24 protein-coding genes are annotated in these 24,955 nt (G+C 44.9%); 11 read left to right on the top strand and 13 right to left on the bottom strand.

The window, feature by feature from the left end:
* Positions 1-918, top strand: coding sequence for an ROK family protein (locus tag AC6R05_RS22220; RefSeq protein WP_500648658.1), 918 nt, complete (start codon positions 1-3; stop codon positions 916-918).
* A gap of 58 nt (positions 919-976) precedes the next feature.
* Positions 977-1,771 carry a TrmB family transcriptional regulator gene (locus AC6R05_RS22215; RefSeq protein ID WP_032550620.1) on the top strand — a complete coding sequence of 265 codons (795 nt, stop codon included), beginning with the start codon at positions 977-979 and terminating at the stop codon, positions 1,769-1,771.
* Between the two features lie 70 nt (positions 1,772-1,841).
* Here the strand turns inward: AC6R05_RS22215 and AC6R05_RS22210 are convergent, their stop codons facing one another.
* The 3 genes from AC6R05_RS22210 to AC6R05_RS22200 form a co-directional block, all read right to left on the bottom strand.
* Positions 1,842-2,339 (bottom strand): hypothetical protein, encoded by a 498-nt coding sequence (locus AC6R05_RS22210; protein ID WP_500648656.1) that lies wholly within the window; start codon positions 2,337-2,339, stop codon positions 1,842-1,844.
* A gap of 79 nt (positions 2,340-2,418) precedes the next feature.
* Complete coding sequence (locus tag AC6R05_RS22205; protein ID WP_500648655.1) at positions 2,419-2,883, bottom strand: ASCH domain-containing protein; 465 nt, start codon at positions 2,881-2,883, stop codon at positions 2,419-2,421.
* Between the two features lie 93 nt (positions 2,884-2,976).
* The gene (locus tag AC6R05_RS22200; RefSeq protein WP_500648654.1) at positions 2,977-3,510 is read right to left on the bottom strand and encodes a dihydrofolate reductase family protein; all 534 of its coding nucleotides are present in this window, start codon (positions 3,508-3,510) and stop codon (positions 2,977-2,979) included.
* Positions 3,511-3,603: 93 nt separating this feature from the next.
* On the opposite strand from AC6R05_RS22200, the gene AC6R05_RS22195 reads away from it, so the two are divergent.
* Positions 3,604-4,167 (top strand): TetR/AcrR family transcriptional regulator, encoded by a 564-nt coding sequence (locus AC6R05_RS22195; protein ID WP_500648653.1) that lies wholly within the window; start codon positions 3,604-3,606, stop codon positions 4,165-4,167.
* Here the strand turns inward: AC6R05_RS22195 and AC6R05_RS22190 are convergent.
* Positions 4,160-5,068: a helix-turn-helix domain-containing protein gene (locus tag AC6R05_RS22190; protein WP_500648652.1), complete on the bottom strand. Its 909-nt coding sequence runs from the start codon at positions 5,066-5,068 to the stop codon at positions 4,160-4,162. The genes AC6R05_RS22195 and AC6R05_RS22190 overlap by 8 nt on opposite strands.
* 183 nt (positions 5,069-5,251) lie before the next feature.
* Here AC6R05_RS22190 and AC6R05_RS22185 point away from each other — a divergent pair, with 183 nt between their 5' ends.
* A complete protein-coding gene (locus AC6R05_RS22185; RefSeq protein WP_150869877.1) occupies positions 5,252-5,770 on the top strand; it encodes a lactoylglutathione lyase family protein in 519 nt (172 codons plus the stop codon).
* 164 nt (positions 5,771-5,934) lie between these two features.
* Here AC6R05_RS22185 and AC6R05_RS22180 read toward each other — a convergent pair whose 3' ends face one another.
* A complete protein-coding gene (locus AC6R05_RS22180; RefSeq protein ID WP_500648651.1) occupies positions 5,935-6,900 on the bottom strand; it encodes an aldo/keto reductase in 966 nt (321 codons plus the stop codon).
* Between the two features lie 405 nt (positions 6,901-7,305).
* Here AC6R05_RS22180 and AC6R05_RS22175 point away from each other — a divergent pair, with 405 nt between their 5' ends.
* Entirely contained in the window at positions 7,306-8,838 is a 1,533-nt protein-coding gene (locus tag AC6R05_RS22175; RefSeq protein ID WP_500648650.1) for a phospholipase D family protein, read from the top strand.
* 82 nt (positions 8,839-8,920) lie between these two features.
* On the opposite strand, the gene AC6R05_RS22170 is transcribed toward AC6R05_RS22175, so the two are convergent.
* The 5 genes from AC6R05_RS22170 to AC6R05_RS22150 all read right to left on the bottom strand — a co-directional run bounded on the left by AC6R05_RS22170 (position 8,921) and on the right by AC6R05_RS22150 (position 16,269).
* The gene (locus tag AC6R05_RS22170) at positions 8,921-11,077 is read right to left on the bottom strand and encodes a TonB-dependent receptor (protein ID WP_500648649.1); all 2,157 of its coding nucleotides are present in this window, start codon (positions 11,075-11,077) and stop codon (positions 8,921-8,923) included.
* Positions 11,078-11,412: 335 nt separating this feature from the next.
* A complete protein-coding gene (locus AC6R05_RS22165; protein WP_500648648.1) occupies positions 11,413-12,369 on the bottom strand; it encodes a GntR family transcriptional regulator in 957 nt (318 codons plus the stop codon).
* Positions 12,370-12,580: 211 nt separating this feature from the next.
* Positions 12,581-14,578 carry a Fe(3+)-hydroxamate ABC transporter permease FhuB gene (fhuB, locus tag AC6R05_RS22160; protein ID WP_500648647.1) on the bottom strand — a complete coding sequence of 666 codons (1,998 nt, stop codon included), beginning with the start codon at positions 14,576-14,578 and terminating at the stop codon, positions 12,581-12,583.
* A 2-nt stretch (positions 14,579-14,580) separates the two neighbouring features.
* Entirely contained in the window at positions 14,581-15,486 is a 906-nt protein-coding gene (locus AC6R05_RS22155) for an ABC transporter substrate-binding protein (protein WP_500648646.1), read from the bottom strand.
* Positions 15,487-15,501: 15 nt separating this feature from the next.
* Entirely contained in the window at positions 15,502-16,269 is a 768-nt protein-coding gene (locus AC6R05_RS22150) for an ABC transporter ATP-binding protein (protein ID WP_500648645.1), read from the bottom strand.
* 151 nt (positions 16,270-16,420) lie between these two features.
* On the opposite strand from AC6R05_RS22150, the gene AC6R05_RS22145 reads away from it, so the two are divergent.
* Both AC6R05_RS22145 and AC6R05_RS22140 read left to right on the top strand, forming a co-directional pair.
* Positions 16,421-17,644, top strand: a complete 1,224-nt coding sequence (locus AC6R05_RS22145; RefSeq protein ID WP_500648644.1) for an MFS transporter — start codon at positions 16,421-16,423, stop codon at positions 17,642-17,644.
* A 143-nt stretch (positions 17,645-17,787) separates the two neighbouring features.
* A complete protein-coding gene (locus tag AC6R05_RS22140; protein ID WP_500648643.1) occupies positions 17,788-18,771 on the top strand; it encodes an HAD family hydrolase in 984 nt (327 codons plus the stop codon).
* A gap of 62 nt (positions 18,772-18,833) precedes the next feature.
* Here the strand turns inward: AC6R05_RS22140 and AC6R05_RS22135 are convergent, their stop codons facing one another.
* On the bottom strand, positions 18,834-19,820 hold the full coding sequence (locus AC6R05_RS22135) for an AraC family transcriptional regulator (protein ID WP_500648642.1): 987 nt from the start codon (positions 19,818-19,820) through the stop codon (positions 18,834-18,836).
* A 26-nt stretch (positions 19,821-19,846) separates the two neighbouring features.
* Positions 19,847-20,623, bottom strand: coding sequence for an SDR family NAD(P)-dependent oxidoreductase (locus AC6R05_RS22130; RefSeq protein WP_500648641.1), 777 nt, complete (start codon positions 20,621-20,623; stop codon positions 19,847-19,849).
* Positions 20,624-20,880: 257 nt separating this feature from the next.
* On the opposite strand from AC6R05_RS22130, the gene AC6R05_RS22125 reads away from it, so the two are divergent.
* From AC6R05_RS22125 to AC6R05_RS22110, 4 genes are all read left to right on the top strand, one after another.
* Positions 20,881-21,267: a hypothetical protein gene (locus AC6R05_RS22125; protein ID WP_500648640.1), complete on the top strand. Its 387-nt coding sequence runs from the start codon at positions 20,881-20,883 to the stop codon at positions 21,265-21,267.
* A 431-nt stretch (positions 21,268-21,698) separates the two neighbouring features.
* Positions 21,699-22,571, top strand: a complete 873-nt coding sequence (locus AC6R05_RS22120) for a radical SAM protein (RefSeq protein ID WP_500648639.1) — start codon at positions 21,699-21,701, stop codon at positions 22,569-22,571.
* A 174-nt stretch (positions 22,572-22,745) separates the two neighbouring features.
* Positions 22,746-22,982 carry an HP1242/YdcH family protein gene (locus AC6R05_RS22115; RefSeq protein ID WP_150869889.1) on the top strand — a complete coding sequence of 79 codons (237 nt, stop codon included), beginning with the start codon at positions 22,746-22,748 and terminating at the stop codon, positions 22,980-22,982.
* A 161-nt stretch (positions 22,983-23,143) separates the two neighbouring features.
* A complete protein-coding gene (locus AC6R05_RS22110; RefSeq protein ID WP_500648638.1) occupies positions 23,144-24,037 on the top strand; it encodes a LysR family transcriptional regulator in 894 nt (297 codons plus the stop codon).
* 73 nt (positions 24,038-24,110) lie between these two features.
* On the opposite strand, the gene AC6R05_RS22105 is transcribed toward AC6R05_RS22110, so the two are convergent.
* The gene (locus tag AC6R05_RS22105) at positions 24,111-24,920 is read right to left on the bottom strand and encodes an SDR family NAD(P)-dependent oxidoreductase (RefSeq protein ID WP_500648637.1); all 810 of its coding nucleotides are present in this window, start codon (positions 24,918-24,920) and stop codon (positions 24,111-24,113) included.
* Positions 24,921-24,955 lie beyond the last annotated feature (35 nt).

The following is a 24,955-nucleotide window of genomic DNA, read 5'->3' as shown; positions in this document are numbered from 1 at the left end:
ATGAGTGACTCTGTTGTTATGGGGATCTCTATCGATCCCCAATCTGTTCATTCTGTTACGAATACCTCTTCAGGGCGGGAGGTGTATCGTAATGTCCAAAACTGTCCAGATGATTTACCCAAATTATCGGAACGCTTGAAGCAGCTAGTTTCAAGTAACGTCTGGCGATTTGGCAAAGTAACGACAGTCGTCATTAGTGTATGTGAGCACCTACAAACCTTCCCTAATAGTAGAAACAGTCGATTGTCGCAGGTGAATGCGGCACAGCTCGCTATAGATCTAAGCAACCACTTCGGTTTTGATTGCTCAGTAGTGAGCACTTCACAAGCCGGCTTGGCTTCAGACTGCAATATTCTCGATGTTGATAATGGCTCGGTTCTGAGCCTGTCGCTCGACATTGGCTGTAGCTTAAGTTTCTACAAAAACGGCAAGTGGTCAGCCCAATCATTGTGTCGTCATTGGGCGCATTCACCCCTTCCCGATTTCCAGTGGTTAATTGACGGTTTGACACCAGTATGCCGCTGTGGAAGAGAAGCGTGTATTGAGCAGTTCTTATCAATAGAGGGTATTGAACGTCAATATCACCAAGTGGTGCTCCAAGACCGGTCTTTGGCCGATATCTTTTCTGGTGTGGAGGAGGGAGATTCTCATTCAACTCGTGTATATCGAGCCTTCATCGATCAGTTGGCACGCAGCCTATTGTCGCCAATCGAAGAACTGGCCCCCAAGCAGCTTGTTCTTTCTGGATTTGCAACCAGATACCCTTCACTCAATAAAGAGTTGAGGGTTGCTTTATCGCGGTATCACTCATCAGATTCGCTACCTGTCATTTCTCAAAACTCGCAGGATAGCTTCGTATTTGCCTACGGCGCGGCTCTTATGGCAATAAAAAATAACAACAATCATTTACGCTCATAGTTGCAGGAATGGTAACCTTAGCAGGAAGAAAGTATTGAATAGTTTCAGAGGACAACCCGTGTCAGAGTTAGTGATCAAATTAATGGATTTTGGATTCACCAAAACCGATGCACTTGTTTACATTAATTTGCTTAAGAATGGTCGTGCGAGTGGGTATAAGATTGCCAAGGAGATCTCTCTATCTCGCTCATCAGTCTACTCATCGATTGATAACCTGTATAACAATGGTTATATCTTTATGTCCGATGGCGACACTAAAGAGTACGAAGCTAAATCACCGGAATTGATCTTTAGCCAAATCGAAAAGAAGACCGTCGAAAATATCAATATTCTTAAGACTGAACTGTCAAAGATGATGCTTCAAGAAGAGAAGGAGTTCGTTTACAACCTGACTGGATTCGAAAACCTTCTTCAGAAAGCGAAAGAGATTATTAATCAAGCGAATTTGGAAATTTACCTCAATACCGATTTCAATCTGAACCTGTTTGAAAAAGAGTTGTGTGATGCAATTGAGCGTGGTGTTCGAGTAATCGGCTTTTCGTTCAACAAGATGGCCAAGCCGCACGACAAGATTGAGTTGTACTCTCGCTCAGAAAACGAAGAGACAGAATATCCTTCCCACCGCTTTATGTGTGTTGCGGATATGAAGTTAGCGCTGATGTTCTCACACCGTGAAGAAACATTGGGTTTATATTCAAATAACCGATTGATTGTTAAGATGATTGCTGAGCACATCCACAGTGATATTTATCTTACTGAATATGAGCGCCTAGAGCCTGAGAAGCGCGTTCGCGTTAATACGATTCACGAACAGCATAACTCTATGGTTCTTGATGACCTTAAGAAGCAGTAATGCAGAAGCCGCGTATCAACGCGGCTTTTTTGTAACGTGTTTTAGAGGAGATACTGAACTGTGGCTTAGTTTAAAACCCGCCGGCCCATGCGTCGAAATCATCGATATTCTGCAGCTCTTCTCTGCTTCTTGGCGCAGGGTAGTAAGGCAGTGCCAACCTAACTTCTGATGGTTGTAACTCCCAATCTGGAGTCATCCTCAGACGCTTCAATTCACCCTTTAGCCTAACGAACATATAGTAGCCATCGGCATGTGTGTTGGCGTAGCTGGCAATGGTGGCAACCTCTCCACTTGGTAGCTTCACATCACGACCAAGAGGATAGAGCTGATGCAGTGCGAAGCTGACTTTTGGGTCTTGCAACTTGCCTTGCTTGAAGCGTTCTAAACCAATGGCTGTCGATGTTGTACGCGGTTTCCACCCTGTGAGAAACAGTCCGCTTAACGTATCTTTGAATGGCTTACCCTTACGAATGCCTTCATTGCTAATGAACTGAACGAGCAGTGAATCTCCCGATTCTTCTATGATTTCAAGAAATTGTTCACCAGTGCGGTCGACGAGGAGCTTCATAAGGAACAGTACCGTTTGAGAAATTTAGCTCAAATGGTACTGACAAAATGATTGACTTAACAGGGTGTCATGTTGTTATTTATTGATGTACCACATGGAAACGTTCAAGAACCAGCTTCATATCCTCTCGCGGTTCAATATTGAGTTCAGCGCACTCTTTGGAAAAGAAATTCCAATGTGCCTCTTTCCACCACTCCAATGACAAATCACCTTCACCTTCTGCTTTGGCAAACTCTTCGGTTACCTCGTTGTAAGGGCACTGAGTGACGGTATCTATTTCTATGATGCACACCGGATTGCCATGCCAATCGACAACCACTTGCAAGTGACCAACGGTAGGCATCGGCTCTTCGCCAGACTCGTACCAGTAAGCCATGCTGCAGGTCGCGGTTTTCTTACCCTGCTTGATAAGCTCAGCACACAAATTGGCATTGTATTCGTCGCCGCAGAAGTAGTCAGAGCTAAACGAGTGATACTTATTACGTGTTTGTTCTGGGAGTGAGCTGAGGAAATTGTCTAAGTAGCGTTGCGATCTATCGTCCATGAGAGCCTAACTGATTGAAAAGTTTGGTTTGTAATAACTCACTCAAGAATATCACAACTCGGTTAGGCTCAGATGAACTTCTAGCGTTGAGGCTTAGCGTTTTCTAATGTACTGACTTTGAACAATCTGACCCAAGTGAGTTTTACTCTGTTTTAACTCAAAATTGAGAGGGGACTTGAGTTCTCCAAACAGCGGAGAACCGCCGCCAAGTAAGATAGGAATTGTGGTGATAATCATCTCATCAATAAGATCTTCTTTTAAGAAGTTCTGAATCGTTACGCCACCATCGATGTAAAGATCCTTTAATCCTTTCTCATTGAGATCACTAACGATGCTGCTGAGCTCTCCGTGAACTAAGAATACCTTGTCTTCCAGCTCTTCAGGCACCTTCGTTAGTGTATTGCTAAGCACATATACCGGCTTGGTATAAGGCCAGTCGATACCAAAACTCAGAACAATGTCCATTGTATTACGGCCCATAACCAGAGCATCAACACGTTCCATCAGCGCGTTATAGCCTAAGTCATTGTTGTCTGGATTAGGCACTGAGTGCAGCCAATCAATACCACCTTCTTTGTCTGCGATGTACCCATCAAGGCTGGTTGCAATAAATACAATATTCGACATCTTTTACTCCAAATCTAGGCCAGAGCTTGGCTTCTTGTTAAAGATAAATTAAAATATTCTACAGTGTAGAATTAAAGTTTATGGAGAGATCCCATGAGTGTCAAGGATCAAAAACGTGGTCGTCCTAAGGTGGGGGATCGCCAACTCAGTGCTGAAGGCATTCTATCGGTCGCAAAAGCCATGATGCGAGAAGGCGGGAAGATCCCGAGTATTCGCGCATTGGCGAAGCAACTTGGCGTCGATGCGATGGCTATCTATCACTACTTTAAAAACAAGAATGAATTGCTTGAAGCGATAACTGTTTCGCTGATGCAGGACATCGTTGAACCAAGTGAACAGCTTGATTGGAAAGAGAATATCTACCGACTGAGTGTCAGCTACTTAACGATTCTGAATGATCATCCAGGGTTACTAGAGACGCTGTTAACGATGAAGTCATTAGGTCCAGTAGAAGTGTTTAGCCAACGATTTGAAGCGTCTATTGAGCCTCTTTATTTATCAGAGGCGCAGACCAATACCGCGCGAGATTTACTGGTCGACTATCTTCACGGGTACGCACTGGCGCTTAACTGTAATCCAGACAGAACGGAGCTAACCGCCGAGATGATAGAGAAACCGATGGAACTGTATTACCTAGCTTTAACGGCGCTTAGTTAACGGAATTTGACTTCACAAACTGACCTGGGGTCATGCCATATTGGCTCTTGAACACACGTGTGAAGTGAGATTGGTCATTAAAGCCAAGCTGGTGGCTGATTTCGGCGATGTTGGGATTGTCTGCGCTGAGTTTGGCTTTGGCTTGTTCCAAACGTTTGTGCATCAAGTATTGGTAAGGCGTTTCACCAACCAATTTTTTAAACTCGCGTAGGAAATAGAATTTACTGCAGTGTAGTAATTCTGAAAGGTCATCCACTGAAATAGTTGAGCCGATGTTTTCAGCGATGTAGTGATCGATTTTATCAAGCTGACTTTGATCGAACTTAGATGCGCTCTGTTGAAGGTTCTGTAAGTCTTGGTAGTTAGAGTAGTTCTGGATGTAGTGGTTTGATAGCAGTGCCAACAGCCCTTGCACATATGCCTGCCCGTTACGTCCCTTGTTCATCACTTCTAAAATAAACAGATCGATAATGCTCTTAATGGTTGGATCGGAAATATTGTAGTTGTTCAAAAACTGCAGCTTCATTTTTCCGACATTAAGTGGGCAACTTTCCAGAAAACGCTTCTCTTCTATTGCCAGAATAATAAAGTGGCAAGGCTCAGAAATATCATGAGTGAATGGCGTTTTAGGTGGGTTGATCCAAATATCATCAGCGACGGCTTTGATGGATGTTAAGTTTTCACCATCGCCGACCTTCCAGCTCAACTCTTTGTCGAGCGCCAATGCGAAATAGAAATAAGGGGTTGAGACGTTATTTGGGTAGAAGTGAGGAGAGCGCCCCTTTTCCAGCACAATCCCATCCCAACTAAGGGCGTGATTTGAAAACTCGATATCTAATACATCACCACAATCGGAGAGTTGGCCGGTTTCATGTTGAATGAATTGGAGTTGAGATTTCATATTTCACACTTGGTAACTTGGGTATTTGTCTCATTAAAAACCATCACGGTTGTTCTAGCAATATCCACGCTCCAATTGCTCGATATTGAAGATATGATCGATCTTCCGATTTGCTTTCATCGTAGCTAGTTATTCTTGCCTATAATTTTAGGCTCATGAACTGTTGCATATGGAGAGTAACTGATGATCACACCACCGAATACTAACCACACTTATCCGCGCTCGTTCAGTCATATTGGTATTTCTGTCCCTGATTTAGAGGCGGCCGTTAAGTTTTATACCGAGGTGTTAGGCTGGTACCTAATAATGAAGCCCACAGAGATTCTGGAAGATAATTCAGCTATAGGGGAAATGTGTACCGACGTTTTTGGCGCTGGGTGGGAAAGATTCCGAATCGCCCATTTATCTACGGGAGATCGTATTGGCGTTGAGATTTTCGAGTTCAAGAACCAAGAGAACCCTGAAGATAATTTTGAGTATTGGAAAACCGGTATATTCCATTTCTGTGTTCAAGACCCAGATGTGGAGGGGTTGGCGGAGCGTATTGTCGCGGCTGGTGGTAAAAAACGTATGAAGGAACCGCGCTACTATTACCCAGGCGAAAAGCCTTATCGCATGATCTACATGGAAGACCCGTTTGGCAACATATTGGAAATCTACAGCCACAGCTATGAACTGCATTACTCGGCTGGTGCCTACTAGAAGTTATTTGCTGTGATGTCATTAAAAAGCGCCCGACTGCTTGTTCGCAGCCGGGCGCCTTGTTTTATATGAGAACTAATTTGTTTTTTGAACCAAAGTGCGTTGAAAACCAAAGTGCGTTGAGAACCAATGTGCTTTGGAGAAATCAGTCTCTGATTAAATTCTTAAACTAGAGTCGCGCCTTTAAATGCACCAATTGGAGCGATTTGGTCTAGCTTGTCTAAGGTCTCTTGGCTTAGAGTCACTGACAAGGCTTCTAGGTTTTCGTCCACTCTTGACGTTTTACGGCTACCAGGAATCGGAATGATGTTGTCACCTTGCGCGACCAACCATGCAAGAGCGAGTTGTGCTGGTGTTACCTGATACTCTGCCGCGATGGCTTTAATCTCTTCCAAGCGTTGTAGGTTGCTCGTGAAGTTGTCGCCCTGCATTTTTGGGTTATTGTTTCTAAAATCACCCTCTTCTAAATCTTTAACTTGGCCAGTTAGGAAACCAGCACCTAGCGGAGACCAACACACGAGCGCTGCACCAATTTGATTAATGGCTGGCAGAATATCTGTCTCTGCTTCGCGTCGGAACAGTGAGTACTCATACTGTACCGCTGCAATCGGGTGGATTTCATTCGCTTCTAACACTTGCTCTGCAGTGACATTAGAAAGACCGATCGCTTTTACTTTGCCTGCTTTTACTGCATCGGCCATCGCACTGACAGTTTCTGCTAGAGGGACATTCGGATCTAAGTAGTGTGCATAAAGCAGGTCGATTTGCTCAACGCCCAAGCGTTCTAGGCTGTTATCAATTGTGCGAGCGACGTACTCTTTGGTGCCATTAATGGTCAATGGGAAACCCCAACCTGTGTCTAGCTGGCTACCTGTTTGGTCTTCTTCAAATACGATGCCAAATTTGGTCGCAATAAAAGGTGTGGTTTCTGTCTGCGCAATAGCTTGCTTGATGAGGTCTTCATTGTGACCGGCACCATATGCATCCGCAGTATCGATCATCATGCCTTGCTCAATCACATGTACTAGAGTGTTTACCGCAGACGTGTCGTCACTCTGGCCGTAGTAACCTTCCAATCCCATTGCGCCGTAACCGATTTGTTTGATGTTTTGAAATAGCTCTTTAGACATGGTCTCTCTCCAGTACTTGTATTTGATAATCGGCGTAGTGTTCGCCTGACTTGGTAACAAGATTAGCAGTGGTCACGTTAAGAGGATTGAAAGATCTTGCTCGGGGTTTGGTAGTTTATTGCTCGGGTTTGAACTGATTTTTCTCGCCTTGCCATATACTGGAGTCATTAATTTGGTCACGAATCTGGTGTTGAGCAAAGCCTAAGATTGAGTGCGCTGCAGTCGTAACAAGGCTTCACAAGTACGGTGAAACAGTGGGAGCCGAGATATTGGCTCCCATTTATTGCGCAATCAGTGGGGGAAAGTGGAAAGTTTGGTATATATTTCATTAATAAGGACTTATAAACTTGCCCTCTCCTAAACCGTCAGGGTTTGTAGATCAACCACCACTAAGGAATGGAATTAATGCTTGCGCTTAAACGCATCAGTGTCTCTTTGTTACTCATTGCTACATTAGGTGGCTGCTCTTCGTTACCAGAACAAGTCAATCATGCTCAAGAATCTGTTGTCGCCCCACAACAAGGCGCACTTTGGAACATGAGCAATCAACATCCCGCTCAAACTGATGAAGTCGGCGACAGCGCAGTACTGATTCAAGAGGCAGGCTGGGATGCGCTGTCTCAACGTTTGGCATTGGTTGAAGCCGCAGAATATACCATCGATATTCAGTATTACATTTGGAACTCCGATGCCACGGGTGGCTATTTGGCTAGCCGATTGCTTGCCGCTGCCGATCGCGGGGTAAAAGTTCGCGTGATGTTAGATGACATCAACTTGAACGAAAGGGAGCCATTATTGAATGCGTTAGATGCGCATCCCAATGTCGAGATCCGCATTTTTAACCCTACCCCTAGTCGTAGTGGTTTCTCTAAATGGTTCAGCTTCTTGTCAGATTTCTCTCGTCTAAATCGACGTATGCACAATAAATCCTTCACTGTAGATGGTGTGTTCTCGGTAGTGGGTGGACGCAATATTGGCGACGAGTACTTTGATTATTCCGATGAAATCAACTTCCGAGATCGCGATGTATTGGTCAAAGGCGATGTGGTCGGTGAAATCCAATCGAGCTTTGTTGAGTATTGGAATAGTGAATGGTCTTATCCAGTGTCTCTACTCAGTGAGGATAAAGCGCCAGACCTATCATTATTAGAGGGACTCAGCACGCCAAGCTACGTCAACTATCCATCGTTACCGGAAGGAAAAGAGCAAGCGAATGTGTTTCTTGACCAGCTAATGGATGAGATGGTTTGGGTAGAAGCGCACTTTGTTTATGACCGACCAATTCCGGTTGATTCAGGTGAAACCGATCAACCTAAAGAGACAGCCGTAATGCTAGGTGAACTCGCGCAGACATCTCAGCAAGAGATCTTGTTGGAGTCAGCCTACTTAGTGTTTGATGATGGCCAGCTTACCGAGTGGCAATCTCTCAATGATAAGGGTGTTGAGATTAAAGCGTTGACCAACTCTATGGCGTCTAATGATCTAGTAACCAACCATTCGGCTTATGCAGGTCGTCGACAAGAGATGTTAGAGCACGGCATTGATCTGTTTGAGTTGAAGCCGGATTCAAAGTTATGTGAAGCTTCAACGAAAGATGCAGAAAAGTGTGCCCCTTATGTTGCTTATGGTCTGCATGCGAAATCCGTGGTGTTTGATAAACGAATTGCCAGTATCGGCTCGTTTAACTTCAACCTTCGTTCAACGTATTTGAATACAGAGTCTATCTTGCTGATCGATAGCCCAGAAGTGGCGGGTGAACTGGCTTCGACGATCAGCGAAGCAATGAACATCGATAATAGTTGGCGTCTTGATCTAGAAGATGGCGATGTGCGTTGGTATTCCAGTGATGAAAGCTGGACCTCGGAACCAGAAACGGGCCAATGGGAGCGCGCGCAGTCTGGATTTCTACAGTTGTTACCGATAGAGAAGTATCTATAGAACGGTCAGACTGGATACGTTGGAATAACTACTAAAAAAGGCTCCTAACTAGGAGCCTTTATCATTTATATGTATGCGTGCCTTAGAACTTAACTTGGTAGTTCAAAGTGTAAGTACGGCCGCGACCACGGTAGTCATAAGCGGCTGATTCATAGTGTGTTGCGTAAAGAATCTGTGCACGCTGACCCCAAATAGTGGTGTAGTCTTTGTTAAGTAAGTTTTGGATACCAAAACCTAGGCTACCGACTGGTAGTTGGTAAGTACCAACAAGGTCGAAGACGGTGTAACCATTGAGCTTGTTGTCGCTGTCATCTTCGTAGTCAAACATGGTTTGGCTCTGAACCTTCAGAGATAGGTCAGCGTCGTACCAGCCTGCCCAAGCGTTCGCTTTTGATGTGCTCGCTTCACCTGCTGATTGATCCTCCCAACCATCATCGCCTTTCACTTCTGAAACAACGTAGTGGCCCGATGCACCTAGCTGAATGTTTTCATGTACCCAGTAAGACGCAAGCGCCTCTAGACCATAAACACGTTTCTTGTCGTCGATCTCTTCGATCAGCAGCGTGTTTTTGTTGTACTTAACATTCTTGTCAGACTGAGAGTAGTAAGCCGCAGATTGCAGGCTTAGGTCGCCAGTGTCTAAGCGGTAGCCAAGTTCAAAGCTGTTGGTCTTGATGCCAGACATCTTAGAGTCATTCACATTGATGCTGTCATTAAGTGTCCAGTGATCGCCCACTAAGGTGTAGTTGCCTTGACCGTAGTATTTTGCAGGATCGGCTAAATCGAAACCTTGTGAGAAGTTGGCCCAAACTTGTGAATCACTGTTTAGATGATAAACCGTACCTAAGTTGAATAGACCAACACCGTAATCTGTTTCACCGCCAGGAACGGCATCTGCGCTGGTTCCGTTACCTGCTGCGATTTGCTTTTGCTGTTGGTAGCCAACGAAGTCGTCAATGGTGTTTTTCATGTATTGGTAACGGAAGCCGCCTTCTACAGACCAATCATTCGTGATGTCGAAACCAGCTTGAACAAAGCCTGCGATAGAGGCGACTTCAACACCTGGATAGCGTCCGACTTCAGCGAAAGTCTTGTTGATCAGGTTACCCGAGTTGTTAGCAATCGTCGGATCGTAAAGCGCTTGGTTGCTTTCAAGCGTATCTTGGTATGCGTCTACACCATAAACGATGTTGAAGCGGTTGAAGTCTTTCGCAAGTGCTGCCTTTAGCGAGATCACATCGGTGATTTGCTGACCAGAAGATTGGAAGTAAGGCGTATAAGTCTGGTCTTCTTTACGATATGACGCTTCAGCAATAAGCTGGTGGCCGAGGAACTGTTCATCAATGTATGACGCGCTGAGCATGATACGCTCAGTGCCATGCTCTCTATCCGAATCAAAGCCTTTACGAACATCCACGAAGTCACGGCCAACAATGTACAAACCGTATGGAGAGTCTTGTTGGCTATCGTAGTACTGCGCCAAGAAGTTGAGTTTTTTGGTCTCAGAGACATTGACGCCAACCGTCGTTAGGAAGTCGACAGTTTTATTGAATTGCAGAGAGCCTTGAGAAATGTCTGGTGTAACGATATCGCCATTCGCGTCAAAGAAGCCCTGAGTTTCAGTGTAGATAACTGACGAGCGTGCTTGAACGGTTTCATTGCCGCCCGAGATCGATTGTCCAACTTTGTAGTCGAAATCTTCACCTGAGTTGAAGCCTGATGTACCGCCAACAAAAGATTCAAATTCAAGCTCTTCGCCATCTGCTTTTTTGGTGATGATATTAATCACACCGCCTGAAGCACCAGCACCGTAGATTGATGTCGCGCCCGATAGAACCTCAATTCGTTCAATATTGAATGGGTCGATAGAGTCTAGATGGCGGCTGATTTGACGTGAAGATTGCAGCGATACGCCATCAATCATCACCAGCATTTTTCTGCCGCGCAAGTTTTGACCGTAGTTGGTACGGGCGCCGCTGCTCACATCCAATGATGGGATAGCGCTTGCTAGGATTTCTCCTAAAGACTTACCACCACGGTATTCTTGTTCAATCTGCTGTGGTTCGATGTACCAAACAGTACCTGGAATATCACTAATGGCTTTTGGGGTACGACTAGATACCACAACCATTTTTTCGTCGGTCGAGTAATCTTGAGCTTGGGCTGTGAATACGGAACTTACCGCCGCTACTGCTAGAGCGACTGTGGAAAGTTTGAAACTTCCTTTTTCGGTTTTCATTTTATTCTCTGCAATTATCAATGAAAGGCTGCACACATTTCTTTGGCGTGATGACTTTATTTTTATTGTTTTTATTGAGAATCAAGCGGTTGAACCTAGACCAAGCGCATGCTTGTTTTTGCATTTGATTCTAAATAAGAATCATTATTATTGTGTTTTTGTTGCGAAAAAACAATATGTAAATGCGATTTATTTTCAAATGCAACAATAGGTGAGCAGATGATAATTGGTCTTTTTAGTTTGGTTTTTATTTAAGTTGTTGATTTATTTATTTGTTTTGATTTTTTTTTGAGGCGGGGTGGTTAGGGCGGCGCAGTGAGAGGCCACCCTGTTGTTCAGTTGTTTTTTAGAGAAATACTATTGATAATTTGCTCTCGTTGTTCTTGAGATACATTCATCACATCTTGGTAAGTACGCTTCATCACGCGTACATCATTCTCAAGTAGCTGAGCGAGTTTCTCTGAAGCTGCTTGGTTGTTCCCATCTAAAACGAGTTCCATGATATCTAGACGTCGTTGGCATGAACGGCTGACTGAAGATTGGATGTGCATAGAGACCAAATCGGTCGCTTTACGCAGTCGATTTTGTTGTTGCATCATACCGAGTAAGAAGCGGTTACCGGAGCTTGCTGCAAGAATTTCGTGGAAGTCTGCACTCAAAGTGAAAAGTTGGCTAGCGGTGATTGATTCTGGATTCTTGATAGCATGAACATGGCGTTCGCGACACTTTTCCAGTGCGTCGCGTTTTAGTTTCCACGTTGCTTCAAGCAGACCAGCAGGTTCAAAAATCAAACGGCATCGGTAACTTTCCGTGTGTCTTTCAAGAGAGTTAAGCACACCATCCAGTTGCCACTTGTAGCCTGGGCTGCGTCGGAATATCGCATCGTTTTCCAGTAATCTGAGCACTGACTGGACTTCACCACGATTGGCATCATAGCGTTGCTGGAGTTCATTTTCCGAAAATGAATCGCTGATCTCGCCGAAAAAGATGTCCATGAGTAGTCTCAGATAGAGTTGTTCTTGACGGGCTTGTTCTTGATTGTTTTGCTCGCCAGTTTCGATATCACATGCATCGATCTGCAACACAAACCCCTTGTATGGAACAGATTTAGCGACACCTTGATCGGACAAATGTTTGAGAACTGCTCGCATAGGAGTTCGAGAGACTTCAAACTGCTGAGCAAGAGAGGATTCATTCAAACTACTTCCTGCCACGGCGTTCTCCTCTTTGAGTCGCGTTACTATTTTGAAGAGTAAGTCCCGTTGAAGGCGTGTGATTGCTGATGTGTCCATATCGTCCAAAACTGTTCAGGGTAGTGTAAAACCTAAGGTCGGTTGTTGCGCCTAAGGCAGGTGTTTGCGCTCATGGTAAACATAAACACGAGTGAATACCATAAATTGTGTTTCTGTTGCAGAAATACAAAACGTTGTCTCGAGGGGAAAAAAGCCCAGTGATTTATTGGTCACTGGGCTTGCTCTTTGAGTATCGGTGCACGAAATCTCGTTAGCGTCTCATCAGGTAGAGGAAGTAACCTCCACCAATCAAAGAGGCGAGTAGGCCCGCCGGGAACTGCCACGGGAACCAGAGTGTTCGACCAATCCAATCAGCACAAACCATGATAATGGCGCCGAGTACCGCAGCGGTGAGCATTTGAGGTATGGCTCGATATTGGTGAAGTGAGCGAGCCATATGGGGAGCCAACAGACCGATGAAACTCAGTGGACCGATTACAATCGTGCATAACGTGGTAAGTGCCGCCACGAGCAGCAACAAAGCTAAGCGTACTACGGTCATGTTCATACCCAAGCTAGTTGTGGTGACTTCGCCTAGATTGATGAGCTCTATCCAGCGATGCAGCGACAGTGACAATGAACCGATCACTAAAATGCCGACAGCAAGCAGAATCACATCACTCCATGCGACAAGGTAGGTGGAGCCAGATAACCAAGTCAGTAGCGCGGTGGCGTTCTCATTGCCAGAGCTCATAGCGATTCTGAGCAGCGCATCCAATCCAGCACTTAATGCAATACCTGTCAGCAAGGTTTGGGTCGGCGCAAAGTTGTGTTTACGCCCCATCAGCCAGACCACACCAGTCACCGATGCTGCGCCTAATGTTCCCAAGAACATCTGCTGTTCACGCTCAATCGCACCACCCATCAAGGTACCGAGTACCAGTGCCAAAGCAGCACCCGAACTGATACCGAGAACTTCTGGGCTAGCCATTGGGTTGCTTGATATACGCTGAATGATAGTGCCAGCAAAGGCCAATCCAATACCAGCAAACAGTGCAACAAGTACCCTTGGTAAACGAAGTTCAAGCAGAGATGGACTTAACTCTAGGCTCCAACCCAGTTGGTTTCGCCCGAGTGTGATTGAAACCGCAGATATAACGACGAGTATCAACAGCATGGCAGCAAGCACCTTGCCAGTGGCAACATGTTTGAAATGTTCAATGTGTTCACCGCGAGTTTTTAGTTCGGAGTTCAATTTAGTGCGTTGTAGTAGCCATAGCAGGAAAGGTGCGCCAATCAGAGCAGTCATGGCTCCTGTTGGCAGAAGTTCACCACCTACGCCAGAAAAGGGTTGGATCATTAGGTCGACGGTTAGCAAGATAGCCGAACCAATGAAGCCACTGGTTATGATCTGTTTGGCAAGTGCTCGCACGCCGAGCATACGTGCGATGGCAGGTGCAACAATCCCGACAAAACCAACAATTCCCACTTCGCTTACGACTGCAGCTGTGATGAAAATTGCCAGTGACAAGCACAGAAGTTTAACTTGCTTGATGTTAACGCCCAGCGATGTCGCGACATTATCGCCAAACTGAAGTGAGGCTAGGGGGCGTTGTAGCATCAGCAGCAGTAACGTAGGAAGGCAGACCAAAGGTAATAAAATCTGGGTACTGGTCCAATCGTTTTGGTTGAGTACGCCTGCTCCCCAGACAAACAAACTAGTGAGTTTTTGCTCATGCAGCATGAGTAGCATGGTATTCAAGGAACCCAAAAACAGGCTAACGACCATACCTGAGAGCACCATGTGCAGTGGTGAGTAACCACGAGTTGAGCTCAACAAGAATACTAAGCCGGTAGCCAAACATCCGCCGATGAAGGCTGGAATGAAGCTCGGAAAATTCAGGCCTGCTGGTAAAAACAGAATTCCCAGCACCATGCCTAACTCTGCGCCCGCTGCTACACCTAGTGTTGTCGGAGAAGCAATTGGGTTTCGCAGCACAAACTGCATCACACACCCCGCGACAGCAAGAGCAAACCCGCAAAGCAGGGCGACGGCGATTCTGGGTAGGTAGGTTAAATGAGTAATGATGTGCTGGTAGTTGGTGGAGTCATACTCAAACAAGGTGTCCCAAATGAGCCTGATCCCTTGTGAATATGGGGCGGTTATCTGAAGCAGTGAGCCGATCACCAAAACAGCAGTGACGAGTAGCCCTGCTGTTTTGATTCCAAATACGCCGACTTTTGGCGGTGAAGCGTGAACTGAGATCATGGTTACTGATTTAAAGGTTTGTTGGTCAATTGCTCGGTGATGTGATCGCTAAATCTTTGTGCTGCGATCAGTCCACCAAATGTCCAGATAGCTGGAAGTTCAAAAACCGAATCATTGCGAGTGAAAGCCATCGCTTGCCATAGTGGAGAACTTGTCAGTTTCTTGCGCTCGTTGTCGGTAAGCGGGCCGAAAGTCATAACGTTAGCCTTTTGGTGTTCGGCGAGTTTCTCAATTCCAGCGGTGCTGAACCCCCAAAGGTTGGTTTGCTCACTCCAATCGTTTTTCAGTGCCATGGCTTGGATTGTGTCTTGAGCCAATGAACCTTCACTATGGATTCGCAGTGTCTTGTCATTGATAAAACGTGTGAAAAGAAGTGGTTGAACAGCGTTACCTGCCGCGCGTATTTGCTCTCCGTTTGCTGAAAGGCGTTGCTCAGTTTGGGCAATCACCTGCTTTGCTTGAGCTTCACGTTCAAACAGTTGACCTAATGAGCGTGTTACCGATTTTGCCGATTCTAAGGGCTGTTTCTTCTCACTGTAGATACTGTAAACCAATACCGGTGCGATTTTATTAAGCGGCTCATAGGCTGCGGCCATGTGCTTGCTGATCAAAATGACATCAGGTTGAAGTTTGGTGAGTAGTTCAAGGTTCGGCTCTCTGCGAGAACCCACATCGACAGCCTGTTCGTTAAGTTGCGGTTGAACAACCCATTGTTTGTAGCCCTCTGCATCAGCAATACCTTCGAGATCGACACCTAAACTTAGAACGGTTTCAGATAGAGCCCAATCCAGTGCGACTATTTTCGTTGGTGTGGTTTCGAAGCTAGTGGTGCCCATCTCATGAGTCACGTCTAAGGCATGAGCATTGAGACTGAAAGTGCACACAAGCAGAGTAAAGAATTTTTTCACAACACGTTCCTTTTCTTATGGGATGTAGCTGATCGGTTGACCTGTTATTGGATGACTGAAAAGTGCGAGCTCCATACCGTAGATCCTGGTGAGCGTCTCTGGAGTCATCATCTCTTGAGGGGTACCTGACGCTATGACTTGACCAGAGTGCAATGCAATCAGATGGTCACTGAACTTAGTGGCCATGTTTACGTCGTGCAGTACCATGATTACGGTCAGACCTAATGACTGATTAAGCTCGCGAATCAATGCTAAGAGCTCGTGCTGGTGGGCAACATCGAGCGCTGATGTGGGTTCATCAAGTAAGATGCATTGGCTTTGTTGGGCTAATAACATTGCGACCCAAGCACGCTGCCTCTCGCCTCCCGATAGTGTGGCGACGAATCGTTGAGAAAATTCGCTTAATCCTACTTTCTCAATCGCTTCATCGACGATTGCGTAGTCATCTTTGCTGTAACGACCAAATGCGCCTTTCCATGGATAACGACCAAAGCAAACTAATTCGCGCACAGTTACACCATCGGTGATCGGTGGGTGCTGAGGTAGGTAAGCGACTTGGTGCGCAAACTCAAGGTGACTGAACGACGAGAGTGGTTTTTGATTAAAGGAAACTTGCCCTTGAGTAGGACTATTTTGACGGCTTAATAACTTAATTAAAGTCGACTTTCCGCACCCATTATGGCCGAGTAATGTCGTGACTTTTTTAGGCTCAAAATTCAGGCTCGTAGGAGAGAGAATTGTCTTACCGTCGATTTCAAATGATGCATTGGTAAGCTGATACATAATGAAATATGAAGTTGAGTTATAGGTAAAGAGCCGTTAATGTTAGCACAATGAAATTAAAATGATAATTATTCACATAATCAATAATAATAAATTCTGATCTGGCGTTTTTCATTTCGAGTTTATTCACTCTTATTTACGCCCTTAAATTATGCTAGCAATAAATAATAAAAAGTTTCACTTAATGTCGATTGGCCTTATTTCCGCCCTGATGGGAATTGGGCAAAATGGGTTACTTGTATCACTGCCATTTTTGGTAGAGCAGTCGGCCTTTGACCTACCTACCTGGTCTGCTCTGATTGCTGTGGGCAGTTTACTCTTTCTCCCATCAGCCCCGTTTTGGGGACGATATAGCGATAAACATGGCCCAAATCGAGTGGTTATCCAAGCACTAGCGGGAATGACCATTAGTTTTCTGTTGCTTGCCGTGTTCTCTATGATAAGTCTATCGGGGGATATTAATGTAACGTTATGTTTTTTAGGGCTAATTATCGCAAGGGTTATTTATGGATGTACCGTGTCTGGAATGGTACCTGCGAGCCAGCATTGGGCAATAATATTGTGCGGAGAACAACATAGATTAAAGGCGATAACAGCGGTCAGCATTGGATTAAGTAGTGGACGATTATTGGGTCCAATTGTTTCTATTTTTGCACTAAAGTTGAATCCTTTTGCACCGTTATTTTTGATGGTTTTGTTGCCATTTATCGCCCTTATTTCTTCGTTAATTATGCCTATTCCAAAGGTCGAGTCCTCTATCTCCAATAATATAAAACGCGAATCTTGGTTACCTAATAAAAGCTTATCACCGTACCTTATTACTGGGCTGCTACTTTGTGCATCGGTTGCGTTATTGCAATACAGTTTATCGCCTTTGATCTATTCATTTACTGAATGGCCCTCAGAGAAGCTAAGCGACGCGATCGGTATTTTATTGAGCATCAGTGCTTCAATGACACTGTTTTCCCAAGTGTGGATTGTGAAAAAAGAGAAGGTGACGCCTCGAATGATGTACTGGGTTGGCTCAATCGCCTTCCTAGTTGGGATGTCGTTGTTCACCATTCCTCATTTGTTGACCTTTGGGTTGGCGATGGCTGTGACCTCCGTTGGCGCCGCATTACTGGTGCCTGCTTATACAGCGTCAGCAACCGATAAGTGGAGCAGCTCGCCGGGGACGGTGGCTGGTTATATCTCCATGTCTCACACCATAGGTTATGGAGTGGCGGCGATGTTGGCATTTAGCGTTGTGATTGATCCACTGTACCCGATTTATCTTTGTATTGCTTTTTCAGGGGTGATCGTCACTTTGGCATTGTGGACAAGAGGTGGGAGTAAGAAAAAAACCGCAGAAACGGATGTTTCGAGACAAGCTTGATAAGAGATATTTGACGATTTTGAAGCATAACCCTTGGCACATAAAGAGTGGTTATAGTCGTCATAAGTGGAAAATGAGAGTAGAACAGCTAGGCTAAATGAAAAAGCTAACCCTTTCATTTTATAAATAACATGGTCGTTGCTATGAAGAAACTAACTCTATTGTCAGTTGCTATTTTTTCCACTCTCTCTTTTTCATCTTTTGCCAAAGATTGTGATTCCTCACTGTTGCCTTCTTGGAAGGACAGCGCCAGTAAATCCGCCATTGTTAAATTTGTTGAGCAAACGAGTGACAAGCAGTCCGATACCTATGTGCCAGTAGAAGATCGTATCGCTGTCTTCGATAATGATGGCACGCTTTGGTCTGAAAAACCGTATTACTTTCAACTAGCATTCGCACTGGATCGAGTTAAAGAGATGGCATCTGAGCATCCAGAGTGGAAAACAGAAGAGCCATTTAAATCTGTGCTCGCTGATGACATAAAAAGCGTTCTGTCGAGCGGAGAAGAGGGGTTACTCAAACTTATTCTAGCGACCCATTCTGGAATGACGGTGGAGCAGTACCAGAAAGATGTCGACCAGTGGTTGGCCGTCGCCAAAGATGAGCGTTTCGACAAAGCTTATACCGAGCTTACCTATCAGCCAATGAAAGAGATGCTGACTTACCTGCAAGATAACAATTTTAAAACCTACATTGTGTCTGGTGGCGGTGTCGATTTTATGCGAGTTTGGGCTCCAGAAGCTTACAATATACCAACGGAACAGATCATCGGTAGCGCACTCAAATATAACTACAGTTACAACGATGGAAAGCCAACGGTTGTAAAAGACTCTTCTATCTTAACGATTGATGATAAAGCAGGAAAAGTCTCGAACATTCAGCATATTATTGGCAAAAAGCCGATTCTAGCCGTCGGGAATTCAGATGGCGATCAAGCGATGATGCAGTGGGCGACTAGCCAACCAAACTCAATGGCGATGATTGTTCACCACACCGATGCGGAACGTGAGTGGCAGTATGACCGTGAATCCCATGTTGGACGTTTGGATAAAGCACTTGATGAGGCGAACCAACGTGACGAATGGGTGCTAATCGATATGAAATCGGATTGGTGTCAGGTGTACTGATGGTGTTGTTAAAATGGGATAGCATGGCTGTCCCATTTTTATCATAAATGTTTAAAGCGACATTAGCCTCGAGCTTGGCTAGGCGTCGTCCCAGTCCAGTTGCTGTAGGCTCGAATAAAAGAGTTAGTCTCTTGGAATCCTAATAAGAAAGAGACCTCAATGATTGGCAGCTGCGTTTGCTGTAAATAATAGTCGGCCAACTCCTGACGTACTTTTTTGAGTACCCATTGATAGCTGTAGTTCTCTTCCGATAGCTTTCGTTGCAGAGTTCGCTTACTCATGGCTAACTGTTTTGCCACATACTCAATACTGCTCTCTCCTTGCGGTAGAGAACCAACCAAAACCGTAGAGACACGATCAAGTGTGGTGTTTTCTGCCTGCTGCGCTTCCAATCTTTGCTTTAGCTCATTATCAAACATATTGAGCATCGCCTGATTTTGGGTCAGGAAAGGAGCATTAGCATCGGTGGCTCTGAAACGAATCTGAGCCAAATCCCCTTGTTGTATTTCACACCCAAAATACGTTTCGTATGCTGCGAGTTGGTTAGGTAAGCCTGGCAACACCACCTTCAAAGGCTGAACGTGCGTGCGAGTCGCCATTCTCGCTAATTGCGTCATGAAGACCATTTCAGTTAGGTTAAGTGTTTTGGGTAATTCCCCCTCGTACCCATAGCAACCAAACGTAAGCTGCGACGCAGTATTGTCCTTTTCGATATCGAGTATCATTGGCCCAATTAATGGTTTGTAATCGCGCAAGCGCACCAGTGCAGCGTTGAGATTATCACTGCACATTGCGGCATAGATTGGTACATCACATGATTCAAAACTCAGTACTTCCGCAAGTTTGAGTGGCATTTCTGTTCCATGAGATGCGGCTTCGATGCCATGCCAAATTTGGAAGTATTGGGCAGGAGTTAGTTGCACTTTTGGTTGCTCAAAGAGCCCTTGAGGAAGACCTGCATGAGCCAGTATTTCGTGTACATCCAGACCTAGATCATTAAAGAGTACTTTCCAATTGGGTGGAATGGTGAATTTGCTGGCTCGTTTCATCTCTTTAGCCTCACTTTAAAACAGGTTTAGTTCTTTTCCATCGCTTGACGAGAAATCTTAAGCGCGGTCTTGCGTGGCAAAAGAGGGATAATCCAATTAATCATAAATTTAAGCGGTGCCTCATTGAAAGCGACAAGCTCACGCTTTTGCATCGCTTCATAACCGCACTCAGCGACAGAACGTGCGGATTTAGCATTTTTCCAGATGTCGACACCATCTAGATTACCAGCTTCAACAAAACCGGTATCGACCGCTCCAGGGCATAGGGCGGTGACACTGATGTTGTGGTCTTTGACCTCTTCCGCTATCGCTTGGCTAAATGAAGTTACGTACGCTTTGGTTGCGTAATACACTGCTTGCAATGGACCGGGCATGAAAGAAGCGGTCGATGACACGTTAAGGATTTGGCCATAATTGCGCTCAACCATGCCTTGTAAGTAAAGGTGGGTTAGGTTGGTCAGAGTCACCATATTGACTTGCATCATGGATTGTTCATCAACTAATTCTCGCTTTGCAAACTTACCGTGCCCACCAAAACCCGCGTTGTTGATCAATGTATCAATCTGAAGTTCTTTAGCTTGCGTGTAATTAAATACTTGCTGAGCGGATTCGGGTAAAGATAGGTCTTTTGCAATCACCTCTACATTGACCGAGTAAGTATTTTCCAATTGTTGTTTAAGAGCGTTAAGTTTGTCTTCTGTACGAGCGACGATGACTAAGTCATGGCCTTTTTCAGCATGAATTTTTGCGAGTTCTAAACCAATGCCGTTTGATGCGCCTGTGATAAGTACTGTTTTTGTCATGATGCTACCTTTGTGCTGTCTCGTGGTGTGTTCACATATTAGCCACTGCAGCGATCTAGGTAATATCCGATCACGACAACAAGCAATCTGATCGCGCCAAGTAGTTTAAGATCTTATTGCAAGATACTGATCGCTCTTAAAAGCCTTTCATATCACATTTTTATAAATTGATGCTTTAAGGTGTACACATTTATTAGCCTTATGAATAGAATCTCGGTCGATTGTTAATTTGGCTAAGTAATTGAACGAGAATAAAAATGAAATTGAAATCTATGTTTTTGGGTGGTTTATCTGCAACCCTACTATCGGGTTGTTTGGTTGTACCTATTGAGGAGTTACACCCAACCGCGGATCAAAAAACGATCGATACTGCAGTCGAGCATTTAAGTGATTACAAAGATATAACTGTTACTGAGAGTGGTGTTATTTATTATGTTGCCAGATTACCTGGTAGCTCTCGTTGGCTGAAGTCTCATATTATGGAATTAAGTTATCGATATTCTTGCGAAGACTTACGCTGGTTTGTCGATAGAGGGATGATTGTGAGATTGCAATTTCTAGGTGCTAGCGGCACGACGCAAGATTATGATCTTGAGCGTTGTGAAACCGAAGTCCCGACGGACTTATATGAGCGTAAAGGTTAGTTCATTTTAACTTCTCTGATAAGGCTGAAAGTTTTCTATGATTCACTGGGTCACTTATAGGTGGAGTCTATGATCTACATTTTAATAGAACTCAACTGAATGAAAACGGAGGTCAAATAATGAAGTGGCTTTTACTTTCTTTAACCTTACTCTTTGCTGTTGGTTGTCAATCAACCAGTTCGTCATCGCCTGACGATAGTTATCAGTGGGAACGTGGTGGTGGTTGCGATCACTAGATTTGCCATTACCTTTTCTAGATATAGCATAAAAATACCCTCACTTTCTGTTGAGGGTATTTTACTTGAAATCTATAAACTGATTCCATATTCATGTCTATTATCAATCTAATTCCTCATTGTTAGACTTCTCCGCAACAAAACAGCGCTCCGCCAATTGGGCATCATTTAGAGCGCGTAACTGGAGACACCACTATGCAATATGAGGGAAAAATCTACCGCCCTTGGATTGAGGCTCGCAGCATCCTGATTCAAACCACACTCGGATGCAGCATTAATACCTGTACGTTCTGTAGCATGTTTGATGATAAGCGCTTTAAGGTGCGTGATATCGAGGATGTGTTTAAAGATATTGAAGAGGCACGTCAGATCTACCCATACGTTGAGTCGATTTTCTTAACTGATGGCAATGTGATGGCAGCGCGCACCGATTACTTGTTGAAGGTACTGAATAAGCTCAAGCACACCTTTCCAGAGAGCCAAAGAATCTCTTTATATAGTGGGTTGAACGATTTTCGTCGCAAGAGTGTTGCAGAGTTGAAAGAGCTGAAAAGTGCAGGTCTTGATATGGCTTATTGCGGCTTAGAGTCTGGCGACCCAGTGGTGCTCGACCGAATTAAAAAACGCATGAGTCAAGAGCAAGCAATTGAAGGTATGGCGATGGCGAAAGAAGCAGGTATCGAAGTACTGCTGTCGTTTATCTTCGGCTTAGGTGGTCGTGAACGCTCTAAAGAGCACATCATCGAGACCACGCGTATTCTGAACATCACCAAGCCGGAACACATTGCGCCAATGGCCCTTGCGATTCAACCGGGAACCGTGATGGAGCAAGAGGTCAAAGACGGTACGTTCATTATGCCGACACAATTGCAAATCCTTGAAGAAGAAAGGTACCTACTTGAAAATTTAGAGATAGATACCTTCTACTGGGGTGATCATGGCAACAACATTGTTCCTCAGAAAGGGTATTTGTTGGATTCTCGCGAGCAATTCTTAGCGCGCGTAAATCACGCCATTGATAGTAATCCGATGGCAGCACAAAACATCATCCAAACCTATTCTTGGTAAGGATACAGGCGGGAGCGAGGTGTTCGCTCTCGTCTAATTTTAATACGATTTGTGTCTAAACATTGTTCAATGCTGTGTGCTGGATCTCATCGTTTTTAGCACTCAGTTGCTAAGGTATTTATGACACATTCTCTAATTTCAGCCTGAAGGCTCTACAAAAGGAAAGAGGTCTCTATGCTAGGTGAAAACCACTCTCTTGTTCATGAATTCCCAGAAATGAAAGATAAAATTGCTCAGCTTGCAGAGGATAATGAAAACTTTGCGACTGACATGAAAACCTACAACGACTTAGATAAAGAGATTCGTAAATTGGAGCTAAACGGCTCGCCGATTGAAGATGGTCAAATGCACCAAATGAAGCACGACCGTTCAGTGCTTAAAGACTCGCTTTATGCGCGACTAACCGCCTAACCAAGACAGTGATAAAGCAAACACAATGACTAAGCTCCTTCGGGAGCTTTTTTTGTGTCTGAAGTAGCAGAACTTGTACGGTATAGAGATTGTATTACTTCGAAAACCAAGCATAATAATCAGTATTAAATTATGACTTTCAAGTTTTTGTTGGTAATCAGATGAATATTGAACACCTGAAATTGTTTGTTCGCTTAGCTTCGACTCATAACATTAGTATGGCTGGGCAAGAGCTCGGGCTGTCACCAGCGGTTGCAAGTTCGCATATCAGTAAGCTCGAAGATAATTTGGGAGTGCGCCTTGTGCATCGTACCACCCGTAAAGTGTCATTGACCGAAGAGGGACAAGCATTTCTGCCGCATGCCGAAGAGGTGTTGTCTAGCGTAGATGCCGCTCGTTCGGCAATTGGCGTCGGCAGTGACTCTCCAACGGGCACGCTTAGGGTAACGGCATCGGCGTCATTTGGTCGTCTGCATTTGGTGCCTGCTTTGGCAGGTTTTATGGAAGCTTACCCGGGGCTTAAGGTTGACCTGCGATTGTCTGACACAGTGGTCGATATGGTCGAGGGTGGCTTTGATATTGCGATTCGTATCTCTGAGCTCAAAGACTCTTCTTTGATTGCTCGAAAGCTTGCGCCGGATGACCGTATTATCTGTGCCTCTCCTGATTACCTAATCAAATATGGTAAGCCAGTCACTCCACAAGACTTAAACGATCATCAATGTAACAGTTTGATTGGGCTTGAGAACTGGACGTTTCAGACTGAGACAGGGCCTGTCACCGTAAAAGCGAATGGTCCATTTCGTACTGATAATGGTGAGGCTCTGAGAGATGCTGCTATTGGCGGAGTCGGTCTCGCCATTGCCTCAACATGGTGTGTTTACGATAAGCTAAAAAGTGGTGAGCTTGTTCGCGTGTTAGACGACTACCCGCTCACATCTGAGCCATCTATTTGGGCTGTCTATCCTAGTTCGCGTCTATTGGCGCCGAAAGTACGTGCATTCATTGATTATTTCTCTGAGCACTATGGGACGCCACCCTACTGGGATATGTAGTTTCAGGTTGACAGTCAAATGTGAAAAGCCCGCATCTTAGCGGGCTTTGTTGTATTCGCTGTTCGTAACTCGCTTAAGCTAGCTTTTGGGCAAGCGTGTGTTCAATCGACTCAATCACCAGTTGCGATTTATTACCATGAGCGGCATCTGGATGTGGGTTTGCAAATACTCCATTATCGTTATCGAAATATTTGCCATGAGCGTTCGCAAACTCATCGGATAGCGATGCGCGTACCAAGATATCCGAGCCAATGCTTAAGTCACCGCCCGCAATTCCGTAGGCATCTTTTACCATTTTACTACCAAGTAGTGATGCCGGGTTCACCGCCACAACCATTGGACCAACGCCTGCTAACTCGTTTGCCATTTCGCGAGTCCACATAGTGATAGCGAGCTTACTTTGTGCATAGGCTTCTCCATCTGACAGTGGTTTACGACCCTCTAACGCATCAATACTCACAGGCGCTTGAGCTGCAGAAGATAGATTCACCACTCGGCTTGAGCTGTCCAACAGTGGTAGTAATCGCTTGGTTAGGTGATATGGTGCGAGCGTATTGACCACAAAGCGCACATCCAAATCATCTGAAGTGATTGGGTTTGGCGTGTTGAACACACCCGCATTATTGATCAGCACGTCGAGTTTAGACTGCTCTGCTAATACTTTGCTCGCCAAGGCTTCTACGTCCGCCAATATCGATAAATCCGCCACATAGCTTTCAATCTTTGCTGTGTCTGAAATGTTCGCGAGCTTTTGTTCAACGTCTTTTAATTTTTGTGGATTGCGACCGTGCAACAGAACGTGATGACCTTGTTCAACCAGTGTTTTTGCTGTTTCAAAGCCAATGCCATCAGTAGCGCCTGTAATCAGAATAACTTTTTGCATGGTATCTATTCCTTATTGAAACGCTGAGTGAGCAA

The sequence above is a fragment of the Vibrio sp. R11-SG3-ISO9 genome, assembly GCF_059834255.1.
This window is presented reverse-complemented; position numbering and strand designations above follow the sequence as displayed.